At 72.1% G+C, this 24,229-nt stretch carries 29 protein-coding genes; 11 read left to right on the forward strand and 18 right to left on the reverse strand.

Annotation, left to right across the window (positions count from 1 at the left end):
• Positions 1-412 precede the first annotated feature (412 nt).
• Entirely contained in the window at positions 413-601 is a 189-nt protein-coding gene (locus HCC30_RS26100) for a hypothetical protein (RefSeq protein WP_169445256.1), read from the reverse strand.
• Between the two features lie 115 nt (positions 602-716).
• Here HCC30_RS26100 and HCC30_RS26105 point away from each other — a divergent pair, with 115 nt between their 5' ends.
• The 4 genes from HCC30_RS26105 to HCC30_RS28875 all read left to right on the forward strand — a co-directional run bounded on the left by HCC30_RS26105 (position 717) and on the right by HCC30_RS28875 (position 5,688).
• Positions 717-1,019 carry a YrhB domain-containing protein gene (locus tag HCC30_RS26105; RefSeq protein WP_169445257.1) on the forward strand — a complete coding sequence of 101 codons (303 nt, stop codon included), beginning with the start codon at positions 717-719 and terminating at the stop codon, positions 1,017-1,019.
• A 6-nt stretch (positions 1,020-1,025) separates the two neighbouring features.
• On the forward strand, positions 1,026-2,327 hold the full coding sequence (locus HCC30_RS26110) for a YrhB domain-containing protein (protein ID WP_169445258.1): 1,302 nt from the start codon (positions 1,026-1,028) through the stop codon (positions 2,325-2,327).
• Positions 2,328-3,258: 931 nt separating this feature from the next.
• The gene (locus HCC30_RS26115; protein ID WP_169445260.1) at positions 3,259-4,737 is read left to right on the forward strand and encodes a serine/threonine-protein kinase; all 1,479 of its coding nucleotides are present in this window, start codon (positions 3,259-3,261) and stop codon (positions 4,735-4,737) included.
• A gap of 468 nt (positions 4,738-5,205) precedes the next feature.
• Positions 5,206-5,688: a hypothetical protein gene (locus HCC30_RS28875; RefSeq protein WP_240979902.1), complete on the forward strand. Its 483-nt coding sequence runs from the start codon at positions 5,206-5,208 to the stop codon at positions 5,686-5,688.
• 581 nt (positions 5,689-6,269) lie between these two features.
• Here the strand turns inward: HCC30_RS28875 and HCC30_RS26125 are convergent.
• From HCC30_RS26125 to HCC30_RS26135, 3 genes are all read right to left on the reverse strand, one after another.
• Positions 6,270-7,022: an enoyl-CoA hydratase/isomerase family protein gene (locus tag HCC30_RS26125; protein WP_169445264.1), complete on the reverse strand. Its 753-nt coding sequence runs from the start codon at positions 7,020-7,022 to the stop codon at positions 6,270-6,272.
• Positions 7,019-7,621, reverse strand: a complete 603-nt coding sequence (locus HCC30_RS26130) for a hypothetical protein (RefSeq protein ID WP_169445266.1) — start codon at positions 7,619-7,621, stop codon at positions 7,019-7,021. The genes HCC30_RS26125 and HCC30_RS26130 overlap by 4 nt, the downstream gene beginning before the upstream one ends.
• Before the next feature lie 203 nt (positions 7,622-7,824).
• Complete coding sequence (locus HCC30_RS26135; RefSeq protein ID WP_346776820.1) at positions 7,825-8,493, reverse strand: TetR family transcriptional regulator; 669 nt, start codon at positions 8,491-8,493, stop codon at positions 7,825-7,827.
• A gap of 119 nt (positions 8,494-8,612) precedes the next feature.
• Between HCC30_RS26135 and HCC30_RS29095 the strand changes: the two genes are divergently transcribed.
• From HCC30_RS29095 to HCC30_RS26150, 3 genes are read left to right on the forward strand one after another with little or no spacing between them, the layout of a single operon-like run.
• Positions 8,613-9,293 (forward strand): antibiotic biosynthesis monooxygenase, encoded by a 681-nt coding sequence (locus HCC30_RS29095; protein ID WP_169445268.1) that lies wholly within the window; start codon positions 8,613-8,615, stop codon positions 9,291-9,293.
• Complete coding sequence (locus HCC30_RS26145) at positions 9,283-10,671, forward strand: MFS transporter (RefSeq protein WP_169445270.1); 1,389 nt, start codon at positions 9,283-9,285, stop codon at positions 10,669-10,671. The genes HCC30_RS29095 and HCC30_RS26145 overlap by 11 nt, the downstream gene beginning before the upstream one ends.
• Positions 10,668-11,309, forward strand: a complete 642-nt coding sequence (locus HCC30_RS26150; RefSeq protein ID WP_169445272.1) for a hypothetical protein — start codon at positions 10,668-10,670, stop codon at positions 11,307-11,309. The genes HCC30_RS26145 and HCC30_RS26150 overlap by 4 nt, the downstream gene beginning before the upstream one ends.
• Before the next feature lie 17 nt (positions 11,310-11,326).
• On the opposite strand, the gene HCC30_RS26155 is transcribed toward HCC30_RS26150, so the two are convergent.
• On the reverse strand, positions 11,327-11,617 hold the full coding sequence (locus HCC30_RS26155; protein WP_169445274.1) for a sulfurtransferase TusA family protein: 291 nt from the start codon (positions 11,615-11,617) through the stop codon (positions 11,327-11,329).
• Positions 11,614-12,276, reverse strand: a complete 663-nt coding sequence (locus tag HCC30_RS26160) for a class I SAM-dependent methyltransferase (protein WP_169445276.1) — start codon at positions 12,274-12,276, stop codon at positions 11,614-11,616. The genes HCC30_RS26155 and HCC30_RS26160 overlap by 4 nt, the downstream gene beginning before the upstream one ends.
• A 116-nt stretch (positions 12,277-12,392) precedes the next feature.
• Here HCC30_RS26160 and HCC30_RS26165 point away from each other — a divergent pair, with 116 nt between their 5' ends.
• The 3 genes from HCC30_RS26165 (at position 12,393) to HCC30_RS26175 (ending at position 14,254) form a co-directional block, all read left to right on the forward strand.
• Positions 12,393-12,728 (forward strand): metalloregulator ArsR/SmtB family transcription factor, encoded by a 336-nt coding sequence (locus HCC30_RS26165; RefSeq protein ID WP_169445277.1) that lies wholly within the window; start codon positions 12,393-12,395, stop codon positions 12,726-12,728.
• 2 nt (positions 12,729-12,730) lie between these two features.
• Positions 12,731-13,447, forward strand: coding sequence for a cation transporter (locus tag HCC30_RS26170; protein WP_169445279.1), 717 nt, complete (start codon positions 12,731-12,733; stop codon positions 13,445-13,447).
• A 132-nt stretch (positions 13,448-13,579) separates the two neighbouring features.
• Positions 13,580-14,254 (forward strand): VOC family protein, encoded by a 675-nt coding sequence (locus HCC30_RS26175; protein ID WP_169445281.1) that lies wholly within the window; start codon positions 13,580-13,582, stop codon positions 14,252-14,254.
• 24 nt (positions 14,255-14,278) lie between these two features.
• Here the strand turns inward: HCC30_RS26175 and HCC30_RS26180 are convergent, their stop codons facing one another.
• The 10 genes from HCC30_RS26180 to HCC30_RS26225 all read right to left on the reverse strand — a co-directional run bounded on the left by HCC30_RS26180 (position 14,279) and on the right by HCC30_RS26225 (position 19,409).
• Positions 14,279-14,560, reverse strand: a complete 282-nt coding sequence (locus tag HCC30_RS26180; protein ID WP_169445283.1) for a gas vesicle protein K — start codon at positions 14,558-14,560, stop codon at positions 14,279-14,281.
• Positions 14,557-14,787, reverse strand: coding sequence for a gas vesicle protein (locus HCC30_RS26185; RefSeq protein WP_169445285.1), 231 nt, complete (start codon positions 14,785-14,787; stop codon positions 14,557-14,559). Before HCC30_RS26185 ends, HCC30_RS26180 begins: the two co-directional genes overlap by 4 nt.
• Entirely contained in the window at positions 14,774-15,637 is an 864-nt protein-coding gene (locus tag HCC30_RS26190; protein WP_169445287.1) for a GvpL/GvpF family gas vesicle protein, read from the reverse strand. The genes HCC30_RS26185 and HCC30_RS26190 overlap by 14 nt, the downstream gene beginning before the upstream one ends.
• Complete coding sequence (locus tag HCC30_RS26195) at positions 15,634-16,011, reverse strand: gas vesicle protein (protein WP_169445289.1); 378 nt, start codon at positions 16,009-16,011, stop codon at positions 15,634-15,636. The genes HCC30_RS26190 and HCC30_RS26195 overlap by 4 nt, the downstream gene beginning before the upstream one ends.
• Before the next feature lie 9 nt (positions 16,012-16,020).
• Positions 16,021-16,920 (reverse strand): SRPBCC family protein, encoded by a 900-nt coding sequence (locus HCC30_RS26200; protein ID WP_169445290.1) that lies wholly within the window; start codon positions 16,918-16,920, stop codon positions 16,021-16,023.
• 5 nt (positions 16,921-16,925) lie between these two features.
• Entirely contained in the window at positions 16,926-17,450 is a 525-nt protein-coding gene (locus tag HCC30_RS26205; protein ID WP_169445291.1) for a hypothetical protein, read from the reverse strand.
• Complete coding sequence (locus HCC30_RS26210; RefSeq protein WP_169445293.1) at positions 17,447-17,710, reverse strand: gas vesicle protein GvpG; 264 nt, start codon at positions 17,708-17,710, stop codon at positions 17,447-17,449. The genes HCC30_RS26205 and HCC30_RS26210 overlap by 4 nt, the downstream gene beginning before the upstream one ends.
• Before the next feature lies 1 nt (position 17,711).
• Positions 17,712-18,452 carry a GvpL/GvpF family gas vesicle protein gene (locus HCC30_RS26215; protein ID WP_169445295.1) on the reverse strand — a complete coding sequence of 247 codons (741 nt, stop codon included), beginning with the start codon at positions 18,450-18,452 and terminating at the stop codon, positions 17,712-17,714.
• Positions 18,449-19,024, reverse strand: coding sequence for a gas vesicle protein GvpJ (gene gvpJ, locus HCC30_RS26220; RefSeq protein WP_169445297.1), 576 nt, complete (start codon positions 19,022-19,024; stop codon positions 18,449-18,451). The genes HCC30_RS26215 and gvpJ overlap by 4 nt, the downstream gene beginning before the upstream one ends.
• 64 nt (positions 19,025-19,088) lie before the next feature.
• Positions 19,089-19,409, reverse strand: coding sequence for a gas vesicle protein (locus HCC30_RS26225; protein ID WP_169445299.1), 321 nt, complete (start codon positions 19,407-19,409; stop codon positions 19,089-19,091).
• Positions 19,410-19,557: 148 nt separating this feature from the next.
• Here HCC30_RS26225 and HCC30_RS26230 point away from each other — a divergent pair, with 148 nt between their 5' ends.
• A complete protein-coding gene (locus tag HCC30_RS26230; protein WP_169445301.1) occupies positions 19,558-19,884 on the forward strand; it encodes a hypothetical protein in 327 nt (108 codons plus the stop codon).
• Between the two features lie 15 nt (positions 19,885-19,899).
• Here HCC30_RS26230 and HCC30_RS26235 read toward each other — a convergent pair whose 3' ends face one another.
• Positions 19,900-21,084, reverse strand: coding sequence for an alcohol dehydrogenase catalytic domain-containing protein (locus HCC30_RS26235; RefSeq protein ID WP_169445303.1), 1,185 nt, complete (start codon positions 21,082-21,084; stop codon positions 19,900-19,902).
• A gap of 227 nt (positions 21,085-21,311) precedes the next feature.
• Complete coding sequence (locus HCC30_RS26240) at positions 21,312-24,122, reverse strand: M48 family metalloprotease (protein WP_169445305.1); 2,811 nt, start codon at positions 24,120-24,122, stop codon at positions 21,312-21,314.
• Between the last annotated feature and the right edge of the window lie 107 nt (positions 24,123-24,229).

The raw sequence follows: 24,229 nt of genomic DNA on the forward strand, positions 1-24,229 counted from the left end.
CGGGCAGGCGGCGGTGACCTCGACGGAGCTGTGCCCGAGCCATCGGGGCACCTCGTGGAGGGAAGCACCTTTCGTCAAGGTCACCGTTGCCCATTTGGGCTCGTCCGCGGAGAGGGGATGTGTCAGAGCCGAGGTAGCCGCGATGACCGCCAAGGCCGCGTCCCGGGCCCCGATGGCAGGAGCGGGCCTCCGGTAGGTCTCCAGGAGATGACCTGCGCCGCGAGCCAGGATCCTGCCCTCGTTATGCCAGGTCACAGCCTTGTGAAGCTGCTCCTGCCACTCCAGGGGAGCATCGCGCACATCCAGCGGCGACCAGGCGTCGGGGGAGCCCTTCAGCCAGGCGATGGTGACCGCATGCTCGTCGTCGGCGTCCACCGCCTCCACAGCCGGCGCCTCGGCTTCCGCCGACGCGTCAGACGGCGGCGCTGCGGCTGTCCCGGACGCGGGCGAGGGGAGGGGGCGGAGACCTGGGGAAGGCTGGTGCTGAGCGGCGCGGTGTCCAGGATGTTGTGGAAGAGCGTCCGCACATCGCGGAGAGCCCGCGTCCCGAAGCCTCGGTGAACAGCTTCAGCTCCCAGCCCAGGTCTTCAATGTGGTTCACGGTAAACATGGTGTGACATTTCTCGATGGGCAGACGGGGGGACTGGGAAACCTGGAATCCAATGTCTCCGGAATCAAGTACATGCCCTATTACTAGTTGGAGGAAATGACCCTTGTTGAGCGAAGAGCAGGCCATTCAAGAGGCCCGGGAATATCTTGAACGAACCTACGCGGGCGAGTACACGATCGTCCTGCCGGCCGGGTGTGCCCGTAAGTACAGCTGGGCTTGGAGCGTTGTCTTTGACACGCAGGAGCACATCGATACCGGTGATGACATGCAGGCTCCTCTGTCCTGCGTGGTGTACGTCCCGCAGGACGGCTCACCTGTGCAGTTCCTCCCGACGGCGTTCACCACCGAGGAAACCGCAGCGTTTCTGGAGACCGGTGTGACGCCCGAGCGACTGCGTCCCGGAGTCTGACCGCGCATGATCCCCGCACAGCAAGCAGCCGCGTGGTTGCAGCACGTCTACCAAGGCCGCGTCGAACTGACCGGCCCCGAACCCCTCGCGCAGTACCGGGAGAGCCTCCTCTTCGGCTGCCGTAACGTGCTCGACCCCCGCGGCCCCGAGGCGGCAGCCGGGGCCGAACCGATGCTCAACTGCACCGTCGCGGTGCCCAGGAACGGCAGCGCGCCGTTCCATCCCGCGACTCACGATCCGCACGCGGACCTGCGCGCCTTCGACGCAGCGCCGCACCCGCGCGGCCCGCAGGACCTGGCCCGGCAGCTCAACGCCCGCGGCTGCGCCCTGGCAATCAGCGCGATGGTCGACGGCGCGCAGGCCACAGCCCTGCCATGGCAGCCCTGGCAGGAACAGCCCGGCTGGTGGCAGCAGTTGGTCAGCCGCTACTTCCCCTCGGCGTCCACGGTCTCGTGTAGTACGTGGGACGAGGTGATCCGCGCCGTGCAGGAGCAGGGGCCGCGTACCCGGGCCCTGGTGTGGGTGCGGAGGGAGGTCAACGGCCATGAGGCCACCGGCACTGTGCTGTTCGCCGACAGTCGGAACGGGAACGTTGCCTTTCTGGACGGTCAGACCGGCGGGCTGGCACAGCTCCAGACGCACGGAATCCGTTCTCTGGCCGTGGCGCGCTTCCAGCCCGCCGAGGCCGACCCGATGCGCCAGCCGGCCCCGGATCTGCAGTCTGCCGTGCGCAAGGCCACTGCGTGGCTGGAGAGCACCTGGGGCCCGGAGGTGGAACTCGTCTCCCCCGATGCCGCCGACGAGTTGCAACGGGGCTGGCTGTTCGCCTGCAACACCCGCCGCTTCCTGCACGAACGGGACGGCAACGCGGGCATGCTCGACGCCGGATTCGTCGTCCCCAAGAGCACCCAAGCACCAATCCTGCTGCCCAATTCCTATCCGTGGCAGTGGCTCGACGCCTGGGACAACGGCGCCACCCCGGGCAACGAGAGCATGCCCTTGCCCCCGGAGCCGGGCCCCGCATCGTGGTTGCCCAACACCTTGGCCAACCTCGAGGGCGACGTGCAGTCCCTGACCAGCCACACCGACTGGGGACAGCTCATCGCCACCATCGCGTCATGGCCCCGGGGAGCCCGCGCACTGGTATGGCAGCGCCGCCGCGACCGCCGCGGCCGCGACTCCACCGGCCTGGTCCTCGTTGCCACCCACGGCCCTGACGGTGTCCAGCTCATCGACAGCAACACGGGAACGACCGCCCGCCTCGAATCGGAAGGCGTCATCGCCCTTCACCTCATCCGCTACAGGTAGGCGCTCTGTGGACCGCCGCAGAACCAGGTGGGGTTGGCTGTGGCGGGGGCTCGGAGGAATGGTGTGAGCAAGGGGACTGCCGCCACCCGTCGGGCGGATTTACTGGGCTGGAGGCACAGAGTTCTTCGAGGAAGCGGCTGGGTGTCGTTGGGCTGGTGCCTGAGCACCGTGGCGGTTCGATGTCATGTGTAGCCGAGGGCGCGGTGGCAGAGGGAGGTCAGAGGGGTCTGGAGCTGTTCTGCTTCGGCCTGGGTGTGTTCGCGGCTGCCGAGGTCGCAGGGGGCTGCGGAACGGTCCGACCTCAAGCAACAGGTCAGGAAGTGTCCGCCCCGCGCGCGGAACGGTCCGGTCAGTGCTGCCTCGGCCGCTGCGCTTGCGTCGACCACTGCAATGTCCGGGACCAGCAACCCGTCTTGACCAGCACGTTGACCGTGTCGAATACCTCGACGTCCGCTCCCGTTTCGTCTGCGGCGTCCTCCAGGAGGCGGGCGAGGTGGCGGGCGGCCCGCTGTGCGGGATTCCCGGGCTGGGGCTCATCATCAACGACCCCTCCACCAGTTCGACGCGGTGGACAGTGTCTTCCGGCAGTCGCAGGACTTCCTGGACCGTCCACGGGCCGGGGTGCTGGCTGTACTCGTGCGCAAGGCTCATGACTCCTCGCCTCCTCCCGGAGGCCCTTCAGCGGGCCCCGGCACGGCCACAGCTGTCCCGCCTCGCTTCCGCGCGCTTGCGCCAACGGCGCGATGTGCGGGGCAAGCGGGGACCTCATGCGGGCTCTGCGAACTGCCCAGACCCGTCAGCTGGAACAACTGTGGTGGCTGCGTGGCCTGTTGGCCGTGCGCGTGCCGCCCCGGTCCATGGCCGAGCCTGTGTGGCGGCCGCCGCATCCGCCGTCTTCGCAGGGGTGGAGGCGTCTCGTATGCTGCCCCCCGTGGAGCGGGGGAAGATAGTCGCGGACCGTTACGAGCTGATCGGCCGTCTGGGCCGGGGCGGCATGGGCGAGGTGTGGGCCGCGCGGGATGGCGTGCTCCACCGTGAGGTAGCGCTCAAGCTGCTGGATCTGGACGGGGTTGCCCATGCTGACCTGCCCCGGCGGTTCGAGCGCGAGGCGGTGGCTGCTGCCCAGATCGTCCACCCCAACGTCGCCGCCCTGTACGACCGGGGCGTTCACGACGACGTGTTGTTCTTGGTCATGGAGAAGGTGGACGGCCAGACACTCGCCGCGCGGCTCCAGGCTGGGAGTCCTTTCCCTCTGACGCGTGCCGTGGCCATCGCCGGCAGTATCTGCGCCGCACTGGAGGCCGCGCACCGGGCCCAGGTCATCCATTACGACATCAAGCCCCACAACGTCATCGTCACCGGCGACGGGCTGGTGAAGGTCATCGACTTCGGGATCGCCGGGTTCGTCCAGGCCGCGTTCACGGTGGCGCGCTCCTCCCAACTGGCCCCGGCCGGAACGCCGGAGTTCGGTGCACCGGAGCAGTTCCTCACGGAACGCGGCGACGAACGCTCCGATCTGTACGCACTCGGTGGGACGCTCTTCGCGATGCTCGGCGGCCGACCGCCCTTCACCGGGCCTAACAGCATGGCGATCGTGCGGCGCAAGCTCGACGAGGAGGCCCCGCCCCTGGACGCGTTGCGCCCCGGCCTGCCGCCGGAGGTGACCGCGCTCGTCGCCGAACTACTGGAGCGCGACCCCGACCGGCGCCCCCAGTCGGCACAGCAGGTCCAACAGCGACTTCAGGCACTCTCGGCGTCGTGCGGGGCAGAGGAAGCTCCCACTGAGGGGATGCCCCCGCCCCCGCGCACCCGCTTGATGGACGACGACATCCGAGGGGAACCTCGGCCGCCCTCTCCCGGCTCCTGGAACAGCGCCTCCACCGACGAGACGCCGTTCACCGCGGACGCTCTGCTGCCGCGGCGGTTCACCGACGACATGGGCATCGAGTTCGCCCGGATCGCAGCGGACACCCGCCTCCCCCGTGAAGCGGGCCCCAGCGACCTGGTCAGGGAACTCGAGTGCCGTGACTGTACTGGGGCGGTCGTCGGCGTCTACGTGGAGCAGCCCGGCTCCCGAGGCATGCCGGAGAACCCTGTCTGCGTCTGCGTCCAGGTCTTCGCGTTCCCTGACTGGGCGATGGCCAAGGACGCGCACGGGTACCTGGGCGACGGGGGCGGAGCCTGGCGCCTCACCATCTGGAGCGCCCGCGACGGGGGCGGGCTCGCCCCCTGTCCCGACAAGGTCCACCGCAGCCACCGACAGCGGTACAGCTGGAGGGAGAACCGCTACCTGAGGGTGGCGGTGGCCTACCGTGCCGACCTCACCAACGACGGCTCCATCCGTCCCTGGCTCGCCGCAGCCGCCCGCAGGGCCGCGTTCTCCGCGGGTCCGCAGAACCACCACGGGTAGTCCGGCTGGCTTCCGTCGTCCAGCTTGGGCGTGTTCGGGTCTCTCAGCGGGCGCCGGCGGGCCGGGGTGGAGGCGGCGAAGCTGGCCAGCGTCTTTGCGAGGCGTACGCGGGGCTGCAGAACGCGAACGACCCCGACCGCAAGAAGTACAGCGTCCCGATGGAGATCAACCACATCCCGCCCAAGTCGGCCTGGAAGGACATCACCGAGAACGGCTTCTACCGCGAGGGGAAGCCGCACGGCAAGCAGAAGGTGCGGTACGGGCCCGCCATCCGCATGACGGAGGACGACCACTCCGCACTGAGCAGCACCGACGGCAGCGCCAAGGCCCTGGCCTGGCAGGCGGAGCAGCGGGAGCTCGTGGCCAACGGATACCTCGACTACGCCATGAAGATGGACATCGACGACATCCGCGCCAAGCACGGTTCCAAGTACGATGCCGAGATCCAGGAAATGATCAAGGTGGCAGATGGACTTCGAGATCCTTCCGCGTCAGGGCATCGGCCCCTTCACGCTCGGCATGACGATGGAGAACGCGGCCGGGGCGGCCGCGGAGTGGGCAGGCACGGAGGTCCGCCTGGAGGACTCCGGTGGTGACGAGCTCAAGGTGCCGGTGCGCCACCCGCACTTCCTCGCCGTTCTGGTGGCCAACGAAGGCACCCGGCTCAACGCGGTGATCGTCCGCCGCTTCCGGGACGAGGACGCCCCCGTCCGCGTCCTCCTGAACGGTACCGACGTCTTCCGCACCCCGATCGAAGACCTGCACAGTGCCCTGGAGGCCCAGGGCCACGAACTCCAGGAGGAGCACGGCCTCGAAGTGCTGGACCTCGGGCTGATCTTCTCCAACGAGAGCAGCTTCGAATACCCCGAGGACGACGAGGGCGTCCCTCTCTACTTCGACACCGTGCTGCTCAGCGACAACAACCATCCGTTCTTCCAGGGGCGTTGGTAACGCCACCGGGGGAGACCTACACCCACTGTCGCCGGCTCCCGCAGCGATGAGGTCGCGGGCGATGCCGGGCGCGCAGGCGCTGGCCAGGGTGAAGCTGGGTCCGTGGGCCTTGAGTTGGATGGCGGCCTCGGCCGCGGACATGTGGGGCACGCTGCGCGGCAGTGCCCGCGGGGAGACCCGCGTGGCCTGCTGCTGTCCCAGGAGCGTGAACTTTTTGACGTACGTCTCCGTACTGTTGCTGCCCACGCCGAGGATGACGCCGATGCGCCGTGCGTCGCAGGCGGTGACGGCGGCGCCCAGTGCCAGGTGACGAAGCGGTCCATGCGACGGGCGACGGCGGGGCCATGTGTCCGGTCGGGCGGGAAGTCCGGGACACGGCAGGAGATGTTGACGGGCAGGTCAACCCCAGGCCAGGCTGCGGCCGGCACACAGGGCCGACCAGGTGTCCTGGGGCATAGGAGTGGGGCGTTCCCTTCTGGCTGGAGGCGTCCGCTGCCGCGCGGAGTCGGTGGCCGTCCCCACGGGTGGCCGGTGTCCGTCGCGTGGCGGCAGGGCTGCGGGAGGGGCGAGGTGAGGCCGGGTCAGGACGGGGTGGCGGGCCGGGCTCCGGGGGGCCGGGCGAAGAGGCCGGTGCCCGACCTCCGGGTCTCCAGGAAGCCGGCGGCGAGGAGGTCCTCGTCGAACTCGGCGGGGCCGCTGCCGGTGCGGGTGTGGCTGCGCAGCTGCCGTTTCGCCGGCCCCACGGCACCGGCGTGGTGGCTCAGACAGCGGGCCGCCCACTGCTCCGCCAACTCCCCCGGATCGTCGGAGACTTCGTGGACGAGGCCGATCCGGGCGGCCTCGTCGGCGGTGACCCTCTCGCCGAGGAGGGCGATCCTGCGCAGGGCCGCGGGCCCCACCTCGTCGAGCAGGCGCGGCATGGCTCCGCCCCAGGAGAGGCCCATGCCGTGGGACAGTTCGGGCAGGGAGAAGGTGGCGTCAGGGTGAGCGATCCGCAGATCGCAGCCCGCGGCCAGGGCGACGCCCGCGCCGGTGGCCCGGCCGTGGACGACGGCGACGGTGACCGCGTCCGTGCCCAGGAGTGCCTGGTAGGCGCGACGGCCCGCCAGCAGGATGCCGCGGACGCCGGAGTCCTCCGCACGGCGCAGCTCCCCCAGGTCCACCCCGGCGCAGAAGCCGGGGCCGGAGCCGCTCAGCACGATGACCCGGGCGTCCAGCCCGTGCAGTGCCTCGGTCAGTTCGTCGAGGGTGCGCCGGTCCAGCACGTTGTGGAGCTGCGGCCGGTCGAGCCGCAGGTGCGCGATACCGCCGTCCACTTCGGTCGCCAGGGTCATGCGCTCTCCTGTCGTGTGCTGTCCGTACCGGGTGCTCCGCAGGCGGCCAGGGGTGCCCGGGCGGTGGGCAGGGCGTCGACGGAGTGCGTCATGACGGTGCCGGTGCAGCGGATCGCACCGAACGCGTACGGCGCCCGGCGTGCGGGTTCCCGCAGGATCAGGCCGGCCTGCTGGAGCACGACGAAGGCCAGCCCTCCCTCGCCGACCGCCCCGAGCCGCATCTCCACGGCCGGACGCTCGGCGGCGTACCGGAGCGGCAGGTGGGCGAAGAAGGAGGCGGAGGTCTCGGTGCCGGCGCCGAGGAAGAACGCGATCCGACGGCTGAGTTCCTGCGGCCGTGCCGCGCGGTCCCGCAGCACGGGACTGCCGGCGCCGCTCTCGCGCGGGTACGTGTACAGCTCCGCTGCCGCCCGCGGCGGCGGGGCGGCGTCGTTGACGTCACCGAAGGCCCGCGTCCGGCGCGCCCCCACCACATACGGCCCGCACCGCCCCGGAGTCGCGTGGAGCCGATGGCGCTCCTCCGGGTGGAGGCGGTGCGGCCGGGCCATGGTGGACGGCTTCTCCGGCAGGCTCCGCGACGGAGCCGGCGTTCCGCTCACGTCCACTCCTCCGCGGCCCGCCGTGTCGGTAACGTCATGGGAACAAGCTGTCCTTCTGCTGCTACTGCATGATGTGCGCACCACTGTGCGGCAACAGGGCGGCGCCTCCCGCCACTTCGGCCCTTTGGCCCTCCAACGAGCGAGACCTGACTTGGCTCGCCGCGGTGTGGTGGTGTAAGAGGCGCCCGCCCGCCCCGTGCGCCTCAGGACAGGGGGAGCGCGAGGCTGTCGGGGATGGCGGTGAAGGCTTCGTCGACGCGTTGGGCCAGGGCCTTGGCGCCGCCGTGGCCGCGGCGTTTGCCGGGGTTTCCGGGGACGCGGCCGGCGACCCAGTTCCGGGCGCCGCAGCGCCAGGCGCTGAGGGTGAACTCGCCGAGCAGGCGCAGCCGTACGTCCTCGCGGCTGTCGGTCTCCAGACGTTCCTCGAGGAGTTCGACGAGGCGTTGCTGGGCCTTCATCGAGGACACGATGCTGTGGTCGCGGAGCACCGGCGTACCCGCTGCGAGACGGCGTGTGCGCAGGAACCGGGTGTCCCAGTCGGCGGGCATGGAGCGGATGGCGCCGGTCAGGGAGGTGCGCAGGGCGTCGAGGGCGGGGCCCTGCCCGGTGTGCTGGGCGAAGCGGGCCGTGTAGGCCTCCCAGAGCTCGCCCTCGGCGGCCATCGCGACGTCTTCCTTGGTGCCGTAGTAGCGGAAGAAGGTGCTGCGTCCGATGTCCGCGTGGGCGGTGAGCTCTTCGAGCGTGACCCGGTCGAAGCCACGCTCGCTGAAGAGCGTCAACGCGGCGTCGGCGAGGGCGCGTCGGGTGCGCTGCTTCTTGCGTTCGCGCAGCGTCGGCGCGCCGTCCGAGGGGCTGGGGCTGTCGGTGACCACGGGGTCAGGGTACCGATTCGGGACTCGGGACGTAATGGCACTGGAGCCAGATCGGCACTCGTGCCAGACTGAGACTCGGTCTCATTTTCTGCGTCTTCGCGAGCACGGGGAGTACCGCTGTGATCAGACACCTGAAGACCCCGCCCGACCCCAACCGCGGCGACGCGCGGACCGTGGTCATCACGGTGCGGCACGTGGGGGAGACACCGGCGCGGAGCGCCGTGGCCGACGCCGCGGTGGCGGCCAGGGCGCAACAGCCCTGGCCGGAGGGGCTGTTGAGCTGGTCCCTGTTCGCCGGCACGGACGGCCGGGCGCTGATGGCCTACGAGCAGTGGAGCGGCGACGGCGCACTGGACGCGGCCCTGGCCGCCGCACCGCCCTTCGTCCCCGGCATCCCGGGAACGGAGCCGTCCGCACCCGTCCGGTTCCGCCTGGAGCGCTCCCGGACGAGCGCGCCGCGGGTGTCCGGAACGGGATGCGTGGTCACCCCGGTGTTCGACGTCGACGGCCCCGAGCGGCAACGGCACTTCCTCGACGAGCTCTTCGCCATGACCGAGGACGTGCCCCCGATGCGCGGGGCGATCGCCGCCCACTTCCACCTCAGCGCCGACGGCACGCGGGTGTTCAACTACGCGGAATGGAGCGACGAACAGGCGCACGTCGAGGCGCTCGCCGCCGAGGACCCGCGCGGGGTCCGGCAGCGGGTCGGCGGGGAGATACCGGGTGTGCGGCCCTGCGGATACCGCCGCTGGTCCCTGCACACCTCGCTCGTCACGGCGGGCCACAACGATGCCCGTTGAGGCCGAGGCCCGGGAAGACGTCCCGGCGGCGGGGAAGTCGTCACTGACGGTGCTGCTCCTGGCCTCGACGCTGGGCGTGATGGGCGGCGCCACCCTCGCCCCGGTGGTCGAGGTGATCCGGCAGGCACTCGACGTCGGAGGCACGGCCGTCGGCCTGGTGCTCACTGCGCACAGTCTGGCCATCGCCCTCGTCAGCCCCCTCGTCGGACGGGCCACCGACCGGTTCGGGCCCCGGCTGCCGCTGGCCCTCGGCCTCGTCGTGTACGGGCTGGGCGGCGGCGTCGGCATGGTCATCGACTCCTACCCGGTGCTGTTCGCCTCCCGCCTGGTGCTCGGTGCCGGGGCGGCCGCCGTGTTCACCTGCTCCACCGCCGCCCTGCTCGGCCTGTACCGCGGTGGGAAACGGGACCAGGTCATGGGGTGGCGCACCACGGCCACCACCGCGGGCGGCTTCCTCTACCCGCTGCTGGCCGGGGCACTCGGAAACCACTCCTGGCACGCCCCGTTCGCCATCTACCTCGTGGGCCTGCCCCTCGGAGTCGCCACGCTGCTCGCCCTGCCGGGGGACACCCCGGCACAGACGGACGACCGGAACGCCAAGGGGCCCGGGGGAGGCGCCGTGCGGCTGCTCCGCGAACGTCCCCTCGTTCTCGGACTGTGCGGCCTGTGGGTGGCGACCACCGGACTGATGATGGTGCTGGCCCTCTCGCTGCCCCGGCGCCTGGACGAACTCGGCATCCACGACACCCTCGTCGTCGCCCTGTACAGCACCGTGCTGTCCTCGGGCGCGGCCGGCCTCGTCGGGCTCGCCTACGCCAAGCTCACCGCCCGTCTCGATCACGCGCTGCTGATGCGGATCGCCGCCGGCTCCTGGACCGCGGCGCTGGTGGTGTTCGCCGCGGCCGAGCACTGGGCCGTGCTGACGCTGGTCCCCGTCCTCACCGGGATCGGCAGCGGCATCGCCATGCCGACGCTCACCGTCCTCGTCGACCGCGCGGTACCCGCCGAACAGCGGGGCACCGCCACCTCGTTGCAGGCCACCGCGCTCTTCGGCGGCCAGTTCGCCTCACCCCTGATCTTCGGCCCGCTGATCGACACCACCTCGACCTCCGCCGCCGCCCTGGCCGCCGCAGCCGGCACAGCGGGCATCCTCCTGGCCCTCTTCCGGCTCCGCGTCCCCCCCCCCGGCCGACAGCCCCTCGGCGGAACCCGCCGAGGCCGAGGGGGAGGCGACGGGTCAGGTCGGTGGCGAACGGGCGGGGGAACGCCGGGACGCCCGGTGAGCGAGGGCGGTGCTCCGCTGCGGCGTCAACGGCCGCTGTTCCCCGTGCTGTTCGCCGCCGGCGGCCGCGGCTCCGCTGATAGTTTCCTGCGGTGAGCGAGCAACTGCCCAGCGGCGGCGTCGAGCTGTCACCCGAGGAGATCGGAGCCCTCGACGCCAGGTGGTCGTCATGCTGGACCCCGGGTGAGGTCGCGCGGCGGCTGGCCGGGATCAGCGCGCCCTGGTACGTGGCCGCGGGCTGGGCGCTGGACCTGTTTCGCGGCACGCGGACGCGCGCGCACGGCGACATCGAGATCGCGGTTCCGGCCGCGAGCTTTCCCGAGGTCCGCCAACGCTTCCCCGGCTATGTCTTCGACGCCGTGGGCGGCGGCCGGATCTGGGCGGACGTCACCCCGGAGGTGCCGGCCGCCGTGCACCAGACCTGGCTCCGCGATCCGGCCACCGGAAACTACCTGCTCGACGTGTTCCGCGAACCGCACGAGGGCGACACCTGGATCTGCCGGCGCGACGAGAGCATCCGGCTTCCCTACCGCGACATCGTCCACCGCACCCGGGACGGCATCCCGTACCTGGCGCCGGAACTGGTCCTGCTGTTCAAGGCCAAGCACACCCGCCGAAAGGATCAGACGGACTTCGAGACGACCGTCCCGCGGCTGACCCCGGCCCAGCGCGGCACCCTGGCCGCGCTCCTCGCCCGCGTCCACCCGGGACACCCCTGGATCGCGGGCCTGTAGCGGGCAGTTGACCCGTGTCAGGGCGTGGCCCGGTGCCAGGGCGCGTCGGGCCGGGTGGGTCGCGCGTCGGCGGCCAACTGGAGTGCGTACGTGGGGTGTTCGGCGTCGGGGAGCGGGCCGAGGTAGTGGTGTCCGGTCATGTGGCACCAGGCGGGCAGGTCGAGCGGGGCGGCCGGGTCGGTGGCGATGACGTGGACGACGGTGCCGGGCGCTGCGCCGTCGATCCTCTTGCGCAGCCGGAGGAGGAGGGTGACGCAGAGCAGGCCGGTGCCGTCGACGGTGAGGCCGGGCGCGGGCGACGCGGTCACCGGGGCAGGGTCTGGGTGACGCGCCACAGGCGGCGGGGCAGGTCGCCCTCTTCGAAGGCGTGGACCTCGTCGAGGTCCCAGCCGTCGGCGAGGGCGTCGACCAGGGCGCGGTCGAAGAAGTGGACGGCGAAGCCGCCGTGCTCCCAGATGCCGTCGCCGTGTCCGGTGCCGGCGCCGTGATGGGCGTCGCCGGTGTGCCGGACGGTGTAGACGAAGGTTCCGCCGGGCCGCAGCACGCGGCGGATCTCGGCGACCGTCGCGTGGATCTCCTTCGTGGACAGGGCCATGCACAGCAGCATGTGCGCGAAGACCGCGTCCACGGAGGTGTCGGGCAGGGGCAGCGAGTCGCGTACGTCGTGGACCGCGGTGGTGACCTCTCCGGCCACACCCTGGGCGTGGGCGGCGTCGCGCAGTTGCTCCAGGCCGGTGGGGCTGAAGTCGTCGGCCTGGACGGTGAAGCCCTCGCGGGCGAAGTACAGCGCGTCGCGCCCGTGCCCGGCCCCGAGCTCCAGCACTTTCCGGGCCCCGGCCGCACGGAACGCCGCGGCCGCGTGGACGGCGGGAGCGGAGGGCCGCTCGCCGTACATGCCCGGGTTGGCGGCGTACGTCCGCTGCCAGTGCCGCCGCTGAGCCTCGGCCAGCTCCTGCTCGTCCGTCACGGTCCTCGCCTTCCGGTGCGTCTCCGGCACAGCGTATGGGGGCGCGGCAGTGCCGTGGTGCGCGGGGCGCGGATACACGATTCTCTGAATTCAGCATCTCATGTACAGTCACCGGGGTGCTGACTGCTGCCCCCGACATCGAGGTGCTGGCCCGGTTCGGCCGCGCGCTCGCCGACCCGATCCGCTGCCGCATCCTGCTCGCCCTCCGTGAAGCCCCCTCCTATCCCGCGGACCTCGCCGAGGCTCTCGGCGTCTCCCGTACCCGGCTGTCGAACCACCTGGCGTGCCTGCGGGACTGCGGCCTGGTCGTGACGGTTCCCGACGGCCGGCGCACCCGCTACGAACTCGCCGACGAACGCCTCGGCCACGCGCTGGACGACCTGCGTACCGCCGTGGTCGCCGTCGAGACCGACCGCACCTGCCCGGACGCCGAGACGAAGGGCTGCTGCTGACGATGACCGCCGAGACGCCGCTGTCCCCCGGGCCTTCCCCGGCCCGCCGTGACGCGCTCACGCGCCGCATACGCCTGCTGGTCGCGGCGACGATCGTCTACAACGTGATCGAGGCGATCGTCGCCCTCGCGGCGGGCAGCATCGCCTCCTCCACCGCCCTGATCGGCTTCGGCCTCGACTCGGTCATCGAGGTCTCCTCCGCCGCCGCGGTCGCCTGGCAGTTCTCCGCCGGTGAGCACGCCGTCCGCGAAGCGCGCGAACAACGCGCCCTGCGGATCATCGCCCTCTCCTTCTTCGCCCTGGCCGCCTACGTCGCCTGTGACGCCGTCCGTGCGCTCACCGGCACCGGCGAGGCGGAACGGTCGGTTCCCGGCATCGCCCTCGCCGCCCTGTCGCTGGCGATCATGCCGTTCCTGTCCGCCGCGCAGCGCGGGGCCGGGCGCGAACTCGGCTCCGCCTCCGCGGTCGCGGACTCCCGGCAGACGCTCCTGTGCACGTACCTGTCTGCCGTCCTCCTGCTCGGACTTCTGCTCAACGCCACCCTCGGCTGGTCCTGGGCCGACCCCGTCGCAGCCCTCGTCATCGCCGCCGTCGCCGTCAAGGAAGGCCGAGATGCCTGGCGGGGCAAAGGCTGCTGCGCACCCCCGGCCGCCGCGGCCGTCCCGCCCGCCGGTACCGAGCCGGACGGGTGCGGCTGCGGCCCGGGCTGTCGCTGCTGAGGCGCCGTACCGGTACGACGCACACCAAGTGGCCGGAAGACCAGCCGCATTGCACCCGCCTTCGAGGGAAATCCGCTTGCGACGGCCTGCGCATCCCCGGTACCCAGGCACCGGACGACAAGGAGCCGCAGCATGATCACCCGCCTGGGTTCGTTGAACGAGTTCTGCTGGATGGACCTCAAGACCCGCGAGGTGTCCCGCACCGCCGCGTTCTTCGCCGACGTGCTGGGCTGGGAGTTCGCGGAGGACGAGGAGGACTGGCGCCGCGCCGTCAGGATCTCCGCCGACGGCCACGGGATCGGCGGCGTCAGTGATCTCAGCGCCGGGATCTACCCGCCGGGCACCCCCGCGCACGTCGCCTACTACCTGGCCGTCGAGGACGTCGACCGCCGCACCCGGGCGGCCACGGACCACGGCGCCCGCCTCGTCGTCCCGCCGTTCGACGCGGGGGACCAGGGCCGCGTGGCGACCCTGCTCGACCCCGGGGGCGCGGCCTTCTCCCTGTGGCAGCCTTACGGATTCGCCGGCTGGCACCACCCGCCCGGCGTCCCCGGCACCCCGTACCGCATGGTCCTGGCCTGCCAACAGCCCGAGCGGGCACGGCAGTTCTACCGCGCGACGACGGGCGCCCCGCTCGCCCACGCCGACTTCGTGACCGCCCCACGGGACGCGTCCGGGCCTCCGCAGTGGGAACTCGTCCTCACCGTCGACGCCCCGCCGGCCCGAGCCCGCCCTGTCGGGGACGCCACATGGCGGCTCACCAGCCCCGAGGGCCTGACCTTCCGCCTCCAGTTGCCCGGCACCTGACCCGCTGAGAGGGGACGGCGGGGACTACGGCGAGCGGGGCAGGAGGGTGCCGAGGGGGCCCAGGTCGAGGTTGAGGTCCTCGGGGCGCAGGCCGTGCTGTTCGCGCAGCTCCGTCATCCGCTCGTCGAGCAGCATCAGCGTGGTGCCGATCTCGTCCACCTGCGCGTCCGTCAGGTCGTCCTGCTCGATGCGGCGGACGGCCTGCCGCTCCATCAGCTGGCGCAGCAGTTCCACCACCGTCAGGACGAGCGCGACGAGGTCCCTGCCCACCGTGTCCCGGTCCAGGTCCAGCCGTTCCGTGCTCACAGGGGGCCTCCGTCCGCCCAGGGTGCCTTCACCTTCTCGTTCACCGACGACAGCAGCGCGTGCAGCGAGACCCGCACCAGCGGCACCTCGGCGATGGCGATCACCAGATCGCCGCTGACCACGACGCCGGTCGCGAGCACCCGGTCCAGCAGGTCGACGAGCGGCACCCCGATCGGCCCGCCCGCCCCCTCGGGGCGCTCCCAGGGCACGGGTTCAGTCCGCGTCATCGCGTGCCTCCGGTGCGGACTCCGGGTCGGTGAAGGAGTAGGGGACCCAGGGGCCGGTGATCTCGAACCGGACGTCCTCGGCCCAGGGTTCCCCGCGCAGCCTCGCGACCAGCTCGGGGACGAGGGCGGCCCGGTGCCGGTCGACGAGGTAGGCGGCGTTCAGCACCTGCGGGCGGGTGTCGCCGGACAGTTCGGCGCTGTGCGCGCGCAACCTCCGTGCGGCGACGGCCTGTTGGCCCAGGGCCCGGTGGGCGAGCTCGGCCGCGCGCAGCGCCGCGTCCTGCCGCTGTTCGCGGGCCCGGTTGCGGCCGCGGATCCGCTCCAGGTACGCGCGGCCCGCGCCCGGCGCCGTGGGGTCGGCCGGCCGCTCCGCCCCGGGGGCGGCCGCTTCGGCGCGGGACACGCGGTGCACCTTGACGCCCCACTCGACGCGGTCGCCGATCCGGTCGAGCACCGCGTGGAAGCGCGCGGCCCCGGACCGCACCGCGGCGCGGGCGCGCGCGTCGTCGCGGTAGAGCGTGGCGAACGGCAGCGGTGCGGTGGCTGCGCACCCCGCGGCGGCGTGCACCACCCCGTGATGGGCACGCGCGTACGCCTCCAGCGCCTCCCGGTCGGCCAGCCGCTCCGGCAGCGCCTCCTCGGAGAACACCGCGACGGGGACGTCCTGCACCACCGCGGTGAGACCGGCGGCCGAAAGGACGCGCAGGGCACCGCCTTCCCGGTGGCCCGGTCCGCAGGCCCGCAGAGCCGCCGGATCGCCGCCCCGGCACACGGCGAACACGTACGTGGCCGTCTCCCCGTCTCCGGGGGCGGCCTCCCGTACCGCGGGGGCGGGGGTCGTCGGCGTCATCGGGCCTCACCCCGGCTCTGCTTGGCCGCCACGGGTTCGCGGGTCTCCTCCGTGCGGTGACCCTCCAACACCTCGATGCGCTCCCGGAGTTGCCTGTTCTCCTCGCTCAGCTCGTCGCGCGCCGCTCTGGTGGAGAGCGCCGGGTCCGTCTCCCACCAGTCGATCCCGGCCTTCTTGGCGGTGTCGACGGACGAGACGAACAGCCGCAGCCGGATCGTCAGCAGTTCGATGTCGAGCAGGTTGATCTTGATGTCGCCCGCGATGACGATCCCGGTGTCCAGGACGCGTTCGAGGATGTCGGCGAGGTTGGTGGCGGCCGGCCCGTGTCCGTAGGGAGCGAGCGGCTCGCCGGTACGCATCGGCAGATCTGACATGGTGACGGCTCACCGGCCCCTTTCCGGTTCCTGCTCTTCCTCTTCCTCTTCCTCCTGCTCCTCCTCGGCGGGCTCCTCGTCCTCGTACTCGCCCTCGTCGTCGTACTCGTCCTCGGCGAGCACCTCCTCGTGGCTGCGCACCAGTTCGCCGTCGCGGATCTCGCCGCGCCAGCCCTCGGGCTCCTCCTCGGCGCCGAGGGTCACGTACCGCTGGAAGTGCTTGAGGTCGAGGCGGAGGCGGCGGCCCTGGGCGCGCCAGAGGTTGCCGGTCTTCTCGAAGAAGCCGCCGGGGGTGTACTCGACGACGACCACGATCCTCGTCAGGCTCGGCGCGAGTTCGTGGAAGGAGATGGAGCCGTGCGTCGTGGCCCTCTCGCCCTTGGAGGTCCAGGTGATCCGCTCGTCCGGGATCTGCTCCAGGACGGTGGCCTCCCAACTCCGTTTGGAGGGGCCGACCTTGAGGGTCCAGTCGGAGACCGTCTCGTCGTCCTCGGAGCGCGAGGCGGAGACCACGCCCTTCATGAAGCCGCTGAACTCCTCGAATTCCGTCCAGTGGTCGTACACCAGGCGCAGCGGCAGCCCCACGTCGAGGACCTCGACGATGTTGGTGACCTTCTTGTCACCCGCCTTGCCCCCGCCCCCTCCGCCGCCCAGCGTCGCCTTCACCTTGTCCTTGACACCCTCGACGACCTCGCCCCCGACGGCCTTCGCCGGGGACTCGCCCTGCGCGATCTTCGCGCCGAGCCCCGAGGCCCCGCCCTCCTCGGACAGCCGGGAGACCTTGTCCGCCGCCGCGCTCACCAGCGATCCGGCCTTCGCCACGAGATACTGGCCGATCTCCTCACGCACCCGGTCGAGCCCCGAACTCCCGGAATTCTCCGCACCGTTGCTCCGTGACGTCCCTGACATCGCGGTCACCTCCGTCCTCGGGACCGCGCGGAGGACGACGCCGCAGCCTCACCCGTGCTCTTCGCCGTCCCCTTGGCCCCGGACGACTTCGTCCCCGCCGTCTTCTTCTGCGCCGTCTTCTTCTGCGGGGCCTTCTTCTGTGCCTTCCCGCCGGACGACGTGCCCCCGCTCCCCTCGGACGTGGTGTCCCGTGACGCCTCTTCCGCCTCCTCCAGCGTCTCGCTCAGCGACTTCGTGCGGTCGGCGAGCGAGTCGGCGAAGGCGCCCAGCCGTCGGTCGACGGCCGCCTTGACCGCCTCCCGGCCCACCGACAGCACCTCGCCGCGCACCTGTTCGCCCAGGTCGGCCAGTTGTGGTGACTCGCCGAGTTTGCTCGCCCCCGCCGCGAGCAGGTCCTGCGGCTTGGCCTGGAGCTTCTTGCTCACCACATAGGTGGCCACGACGAGGGCGAGCTTCGCCTTGCCGCAGCGGCCGAGCAGGTAGCCCCCGGCGATTCCGCCCGCGAGAGCGGCGCGTGCCGTGCTGCTCATGACGGGTCTCCCTTCGGTTCCTGGCGTCCGTGTCCGGCGCGCTGTTCGAGCAGGTCCAGCAGCCGCTCTTCGTCACGTTCGAAGTCCTCGGCGCTCAACTCGCCTCTCTCCAGAGCCTCGTTGAGAGCCCGCAGCCGGGCCCGGACGACCGCCGGATCGTGCAGCTCGTTCTCCGCCGCGTCCAGCAGCCGCTCGGCGACCCAGCCGACGCCGCGTACGGGGGCGAGGGGGAGCAGCAGCACACCGCTGAGCAGCCCCATGTCAGCCCCCGGCCCCGGCGGGCACGGACTCCGCGAAGCTGTAGCAGGGCAGGGGCCCGGTCAGCCGGATCCCGGCCCGGCCCCGCTGCTCCGCCGCGAGACGCTCCACCGCGGCGGTGACGTCCGCCAGCCGGTCCCGGTCGACCAGGAAGGAGACGTTGCGGACGCACTCGGCCGAGGCGGGGGCCTCGGCCCGGTCCGCGGCGAACCGGTCCAGCTGCCGCACCGTCTCCTCGGCGGCCTCGGCCGCCCTGCGGTTCAGCCCCGCGGCCACGGCCTCGCCGAGCCGCAGGCTCGCCTCGTAGCCCGGCCTGCTCCTGGCCAGCTCACGGAGCCGCCGCACGCTCTCGTCCTCCCGGACCAGGGCGGCGAGCCCCTCCTCGACGGCGGACACCTTGACGTTGATCTCGCACCGGCCGTCGAGGTGGTCCAGCAGCGCCTCGGTCTCGCGCGCGGTCCCGGCGATGCCCGCGGCCAGCGTCTCCTCGTCCGGCGCGACCATCCCGAAGCGCATGGGGACGACCGGGCCGCGGTCGGCGAGCGCCAGCAGCAGGTCCTGGTGCGCCAGCAGGTCGCGCCGGCGGGCCCGCAGCCCCTCGGGGACGTCACTGACGACCGCGGCCAGACTCCCGGCGGCCAGCAGCCGGACCTCGGCCGGCGGGCTGCCGACCCCACGGCAGGACCCGGGCAGCCGCCACCCGGCACGGACCACGCCGTACGCGTACACACCGCCCGGGGTCATGCCCGTCCCCTCTCGCTCTGCCGCGAACGGGCGCCGGACCGGGCCGACTTCGTGGCCGACGACTTCTTCGTGGCCGACGACTTCTTCGCGGGCGGCTTCGCCGAAGAGGACTTCGTGGTGCCGGACTTGGCGGCGGAGCGCTTGCGGGCGGGCGCCCGCTCCTCCTCGTCCCGCTCGTCGTCCTCGTCGTCGACCCCGAGGGCCTGCTTCGCCTTCTCGCCCACGGCGGACACGGCCTTCTTGGGCGCCTTCTTGCCGACCGCCTTGGCCGCGCCGCCGTCACCCCCGAGGGCGCGGCCCCCGCCGACGCCGAAGAGTTCGGGGACGGAGACGGTGTCGGAGTCGTGCTCCAGGTCGAGCCGGTTGCACGCCTCGGCGAAGCGCAGGTAGGTGTCGACGCTGGCCACGACCACGCGGGCGTCGATCTTGAGTACTTCGATGCCGACGAGGGAGACCCGGACGAAGACGTCGATCACCATGCCGCGATCGAGGATCAGCTCCAGGACGTCGTACAGCGTCCCCGCCCTGGGGGCACACACGACGCCGTCGGCGTACGGGGGAACAACGGTCATGGTGGAGGGTCCTCTCACCGGTCAGGGTCGGTCGGGCCTGGGTCGGCGGTCGCCCGTCGGCGGCTCACTCGTCCGCGGCGCCGCGCCGGAAGCGGCGGACGCGGCGGTACTGCGTGAGTTCGCCCTGCTCGTCCAGCTCCACCTCGTAGGTGGCGAGCAGGCTGGTCGTGTCCGGGATGCGGGGGAGCTCCAGGACATCGACGTGCACCCGCCAGCCGTCCTCGGCCCGGGTCACGGCGGAGACCGCCTCCGGGCGGTGCGTGATCAGTTCGGACAGGCTCTGGCACGCGATGCGCGCGACCTCTCCGGCGCGCACGGCGGGCTTCCCGGCCCGCGAGCGCGATCCGGTACCGGACTGCCGGCTCTGCTTCTGCGACGACGCCATGGGCACAGCCGAACACGGCGCGTCGGCCCGCGCCCGGGGTGCTGCGCCGTACAGGTGCGGACACCCGCGGCCCCGGCCCCGTTGTTGCCGAGGTGCCGGGACGGCCCGACCCTGAGGAAGGGACACCCACACCGGGAGGCGGACATCCATGCCGGACTCACAGCCGAAACCGCTGCCCCTGCCCGACTACGACCAGCTCCCCGCGGCGAGCATCGAGCACCGGATCCGGCCCCTGGCCGGCGCGGAGGTGCGGCAGCTGCTGGAGTACGAACAGGCGCACGCGAACCGGCCGCAGGTCGTCGAGTACCTCACGGCACGGCTGGACCAGCTGGACGCCGGGGCCGAGCCCACGTCCGGCGACCCCGGGGGCGCACAGCCCGACCGCCCGGGTGACACCGCGGGCGGCTCCCCCGCCTCGCCCGACAGCGCGGCCGAACCGACCGAGCCACTCCGGCACGGCAAGCACAGCTTCTGACCCGCCGGGGCGAACTCACGGTGTGAGCAGCGTCTTCACCATGCCGTCCCGCTTGGCCCGGAAGGCCGCGTACGCGTCCGGGGCCCGTTCCAGGGGGAGACGGTGGGTGGCGAAGTCGTCGACGCCGAGCGGGTCGTCGTCGGTGAGCAGGGGCAGCAGCTCGCCGACCCAGTGACGGACGTTGGCCTGCCCCATGCGCAGCTGGATCTGCTTGTCGAACAGCGTCCCCATCGGGACGGGGTCCACGGCGCCCGCGTAGACGCCGACGAGGGAGAGCGTGCCGCCCCTGCGTACGGCGTCCACCGCGGTGCGGAAGGCGGCCAGGCTGTCCACGCCTGCCGTCTCCATCACCTTCTCGCCCACACCGCCGGGGAGCTTCCCGGCCAGCCACTGGACGCCGCGGGTGACGGCGTCGCCGTGCGCTTCCATCCCGACGGCCTCGACGACGGAGTCCGCGCCGCGCCCGTTGGTCAGCCGGCGCACTTCGTCCGGCACCGCCTTCCCCGACGCGTCGAGGTCCAGGGTGTGTGCGCCGCGGGCCCGGGCGCGGGCGAGACGTTCGGGGACGCGGTCCACGGCGATGACCTGTTCCACGCCCCGGTGCAGCGCGATACGGACGCACATGTCGCCGATCGGGCCGAGCCCGAGCACGAGCAGGGTGCCGCCCGGCGGCACGGCCGCGTACTCCACCGCCTGCCAGGCCGTGGGCAGCACGTCGGAGAGGTACACGAAGCGGTCGTCGGGAGGGCCGTGCGGCACCTTCACCGGCAGCGTGTTGCCGAACGGCACCCGCAGGAACTCCGCCTGGCCGCCGGGGACTTGACCGTAGAGCTTGGAGAAGCCGAACAGGGAGGCACCGGTGCCCCGTTCACGGTTCTGCGTGGTCTCGCACTGCGAGTGCAGGCCCTGCCCGCACATCCAGCACGTGCCGCACGAGACGTTGAACGGCACCACCACCCGGTCGCCCACCGACAGTTCGGTGACCTCGGGGCCGGCTTCCTCCACGACGCCCATGGGCTCGTGCCCGAGAACGTCCCCTTCGTCGAGGAACGGCCCGAGCACCTCGTACAGATGCAGATCGGAGCCGCAGATCCCGGTGGAGGTGATCCGGACGACGATGTCGTCCGACTCCCGCAGCCCGGGGTCGGGAACGGCGTCCACCCGCACGTCACGCTGCCCGTGCCAGGTGACGGCTCTCATGGGGTGTCCCACCTCCGTTCGCTTCCTTCGTGCTCCCAGGGTTCCACGGATGGCCGCCCTTCGCGCTTTCCGGGACGGAGACGCTCGCGCGTTCAGGAGGCGGCCCGGGAAGAGCGGACACGACGCCTCTCACGGAACCTGCTCGCCCGGTATCCGTCGGGCTGTGCCCCCCCGTAGCCGCCGAACCCGCCTGCTGATCCTGGGTGTTCCGGCGTGCGGCCCTGTCGTCACGGGGCGGCTGCCCGGATCTCGTCGAACCGGCGTCCCATCCTCTCTGTGAGGACTGCCGCTCTGTCGATGTCGTCCATGGACTTGTTGAATTCCTGCTCGTCGCCGTGGTCGAAGCTGCGCGGGCAGGACTTGGCCGCTTTCAGCGTCAGGGCGTTGTACTTCTTCCAGTGTGCGCCGGCCCGGGCGTCCGGGATCGGGAAGTACTCTCCGGCGTCCTTGGCGACCCGGCCGAATTTCCGGCAGATCGGGGCGAAGACGGATTCCTTGATGACCCCTCCCGCGTCGGCGCTTTTGTGGAAGGCGTCACCGAGAGCCTGATGGGCGTCGGCGAAGCGGTTCATGAGGTCTCCTCCGCCGAATTTCAGCCAGTACTCCAGTTGCGCTCTTCGGATCACCGGGGTGCCGGCCGCGGCGCGGGGCACCTGCGAGTAGGCCTGGTTCCGCTTGTCCAGCCCGTCGCCCGTCCCCTCCTGACCGGCGTCGGCCGCGGCCGCGACCGTGACGGCGGACACCGTGACGGCGCAGATCGCGGCGACAGCGGCCCGCCGGGCGCAGAGCCTTCGCCGGCTCGACGGCTGCCGGACGGGCACCGGGCGTCTCTGCTCAGCCCTGCGGAGCCGCTGAAGGACCAGAACCGCCGCCGCGGCGACGGCGGCCACGAGCGCGGTGGACACAAGAACAGGTGCCAGGAGTGGCCGGGTGACCGTCCATGCCGGGCCCGGCGACCAGTGGCATCGGGAGGCGAGGGTGCTGAGGGGCTGGACGCATCCGTCGACCGACATCAGCAGGTAGTACCCGAGAAGACCGGTCAGCGCGGTGAGTTCGGCGGTCAGCAGGGTGCAGTGGAAGGGGTGGCGCCCCAGCCGGTGGGCGAGGACGGCGCCGGTCGTCGCCGAGAAGGCGACCAGCACGACGAGCACCCACGCGCTCAGGCTCACCGCGTACAGGCCGCCGCGCTCCCCGGATTCCGGCTGCCAGGTGTGCATGTACGCCTTGGCGGCGGCGATTCCGCCCCAGCAGGCCAGTCCGCCCAGCAGCGCGGCCAGCAGTACCGGGCGCAGCGGCGGCCCCGTGTCTCCGCCCGGAGTCCGCCCGGTCGCCCAGGCCGGCAACGGCACCACGCACAGCGCGCAGACCGCGGCCAGCACCAGCGGATGGACAAAGCCGGCGAACATTTCGAACCACACGGAGAGCGCGGAGACCATTCCCCGGTGCTCGGCGATCGGCCCGGGAAAGGTCAGCTCCGTCTCCCGGCGGGCCGCGTCCATGTCGAACCATCCGCCGACCAGATTGATCCCGTACGTCTCCCACCACACCGTCCACGCCGTCAGCAGCAGGCAGCCCGCCGCCATGACCAGCAGCATGGCCGGCCTGCTGCCGCGCCGGGGCCATGCCCTCAGCCACAGCTGCGAGGCCTCCGTGGTCCACCAGGCGAACAGCACGCCGACGGCGACGACGAGGAGGAGAACCTCGGGATGGGGCGGCAGCCAGCGGGTGACCGACACCTGACGCGTCACCACCGCACCGATCGCCATCCCCGCGCCCAGCCACAGTCCGGCACGCACGCCGGACGGCACACGCCCTTCGGTCAGCACGGCATGGGCCACCGCCCGCCACAGCGCGATCCCCGCAACTCCGGTGACCGCGACGGCCCCCAGCAGCGGCACGAGATACGCAGGCCACCCGCTGCCGGCGCTGAGCAGGGTCCCTGCCTGATCGGTCAGCAACACCGTGGAGATGCCGGTCAGGAACATGGGCAGCGCCTGCACACCGAACAGCATCGCGGGGTCCTCGAGCGCGCCCCGCCTCAGATCCCAGCGTGGATGCGTCCGCCACACCTCGGCGAACCGGGCCCAGCCGCGCCCGAACCGGCCTTCGGGCCCGGGCGGCACCGGCGCGGCCCAGCCGCGCGGGTCCGCGCCCGCGCCCACCGCCGCCAGGTCGGCGTACACCTCGCGCATCCGCAGAACGTCCGCGCGGGCCAGGTACACCAGCAGGGTCAGGAACGCGGGGAGGATGAACGCCCGCCCCACGGTCATCTGTTCCGCATGCCGGAACGGCGACTGGAACGACGTGGCGAGAGCGGCCACGCACCACACCAGGTACGGCAGCAGGACCAGCGCGAGGAACACCCGCCACAGGGCGACGGTGGCGTACGTCAACGTGACGTCGCCGTTGCGTACATGGGCGAACTCGTGCAGCAGGACCGCCCGGAACCCCTCCGGGTCGCCGGACCTGCGGGCCAGCAGGCCCGCGTGGAGACAGACGGTCGGACGCCGGGTGCTTCCGTAGACCGCCGCACCGGCCGACAGCACCGTGGGCGCGACGACGAACCGCGGCGTACGGGCCAGCCCGGCCCGGGCCACCACGTCGTGCAGCGCCCCGCGGATCGCCCCCGTACGGTCGACGTCCTCCAGCGGTACGTGCCGGCCCCGCCACCGCTTCCAGGCCGGCAGGGCCCGGAACACCAGTGCCGACGCCACGACCACCAGGACGGGCCACAGCACGTCGAGCCGGCGCGGCATCGACTCCGGTGCGTACCGGGCCAGACAGGCGTCGAGCGCGTCGGTGTGCAGGACCATGCCGATGCTGCTGGCCATGTCGTCGATCCGGTTCGGGTCCACGCCGGCGGCGAGCATGCAGCCCATCGAGTGCGCATCCGTCTCGCTCAGACGGGAGAACGAGACGCTCATCATCATCGCCCCGCTGCTCACCAGCAGCAGGATCAGCAACAGCACGAAGCGGGGAGTGGTCCCGGCACCGATCGCCCGTTCGTCGAACCGGCTCCGCACGTCCGACGTGGTCATCGCGCCCGGCCCTCCTCCACGGCGCCGGCGATCACCACCGCGCGCCCCATGCCAGGCCTGTCATCCGAAGGCCGACGATGTCGCCCATAAGATAACCGCGAACAGCC

Source organism: Streptomyces sp. HNM0574, from assembly GCF_012726235.1.
Lineage (GTDB): Bacteria > Actinomycetota > Actinomycetes > Streptomycetales > Streptomycetaceae > Streptomyces.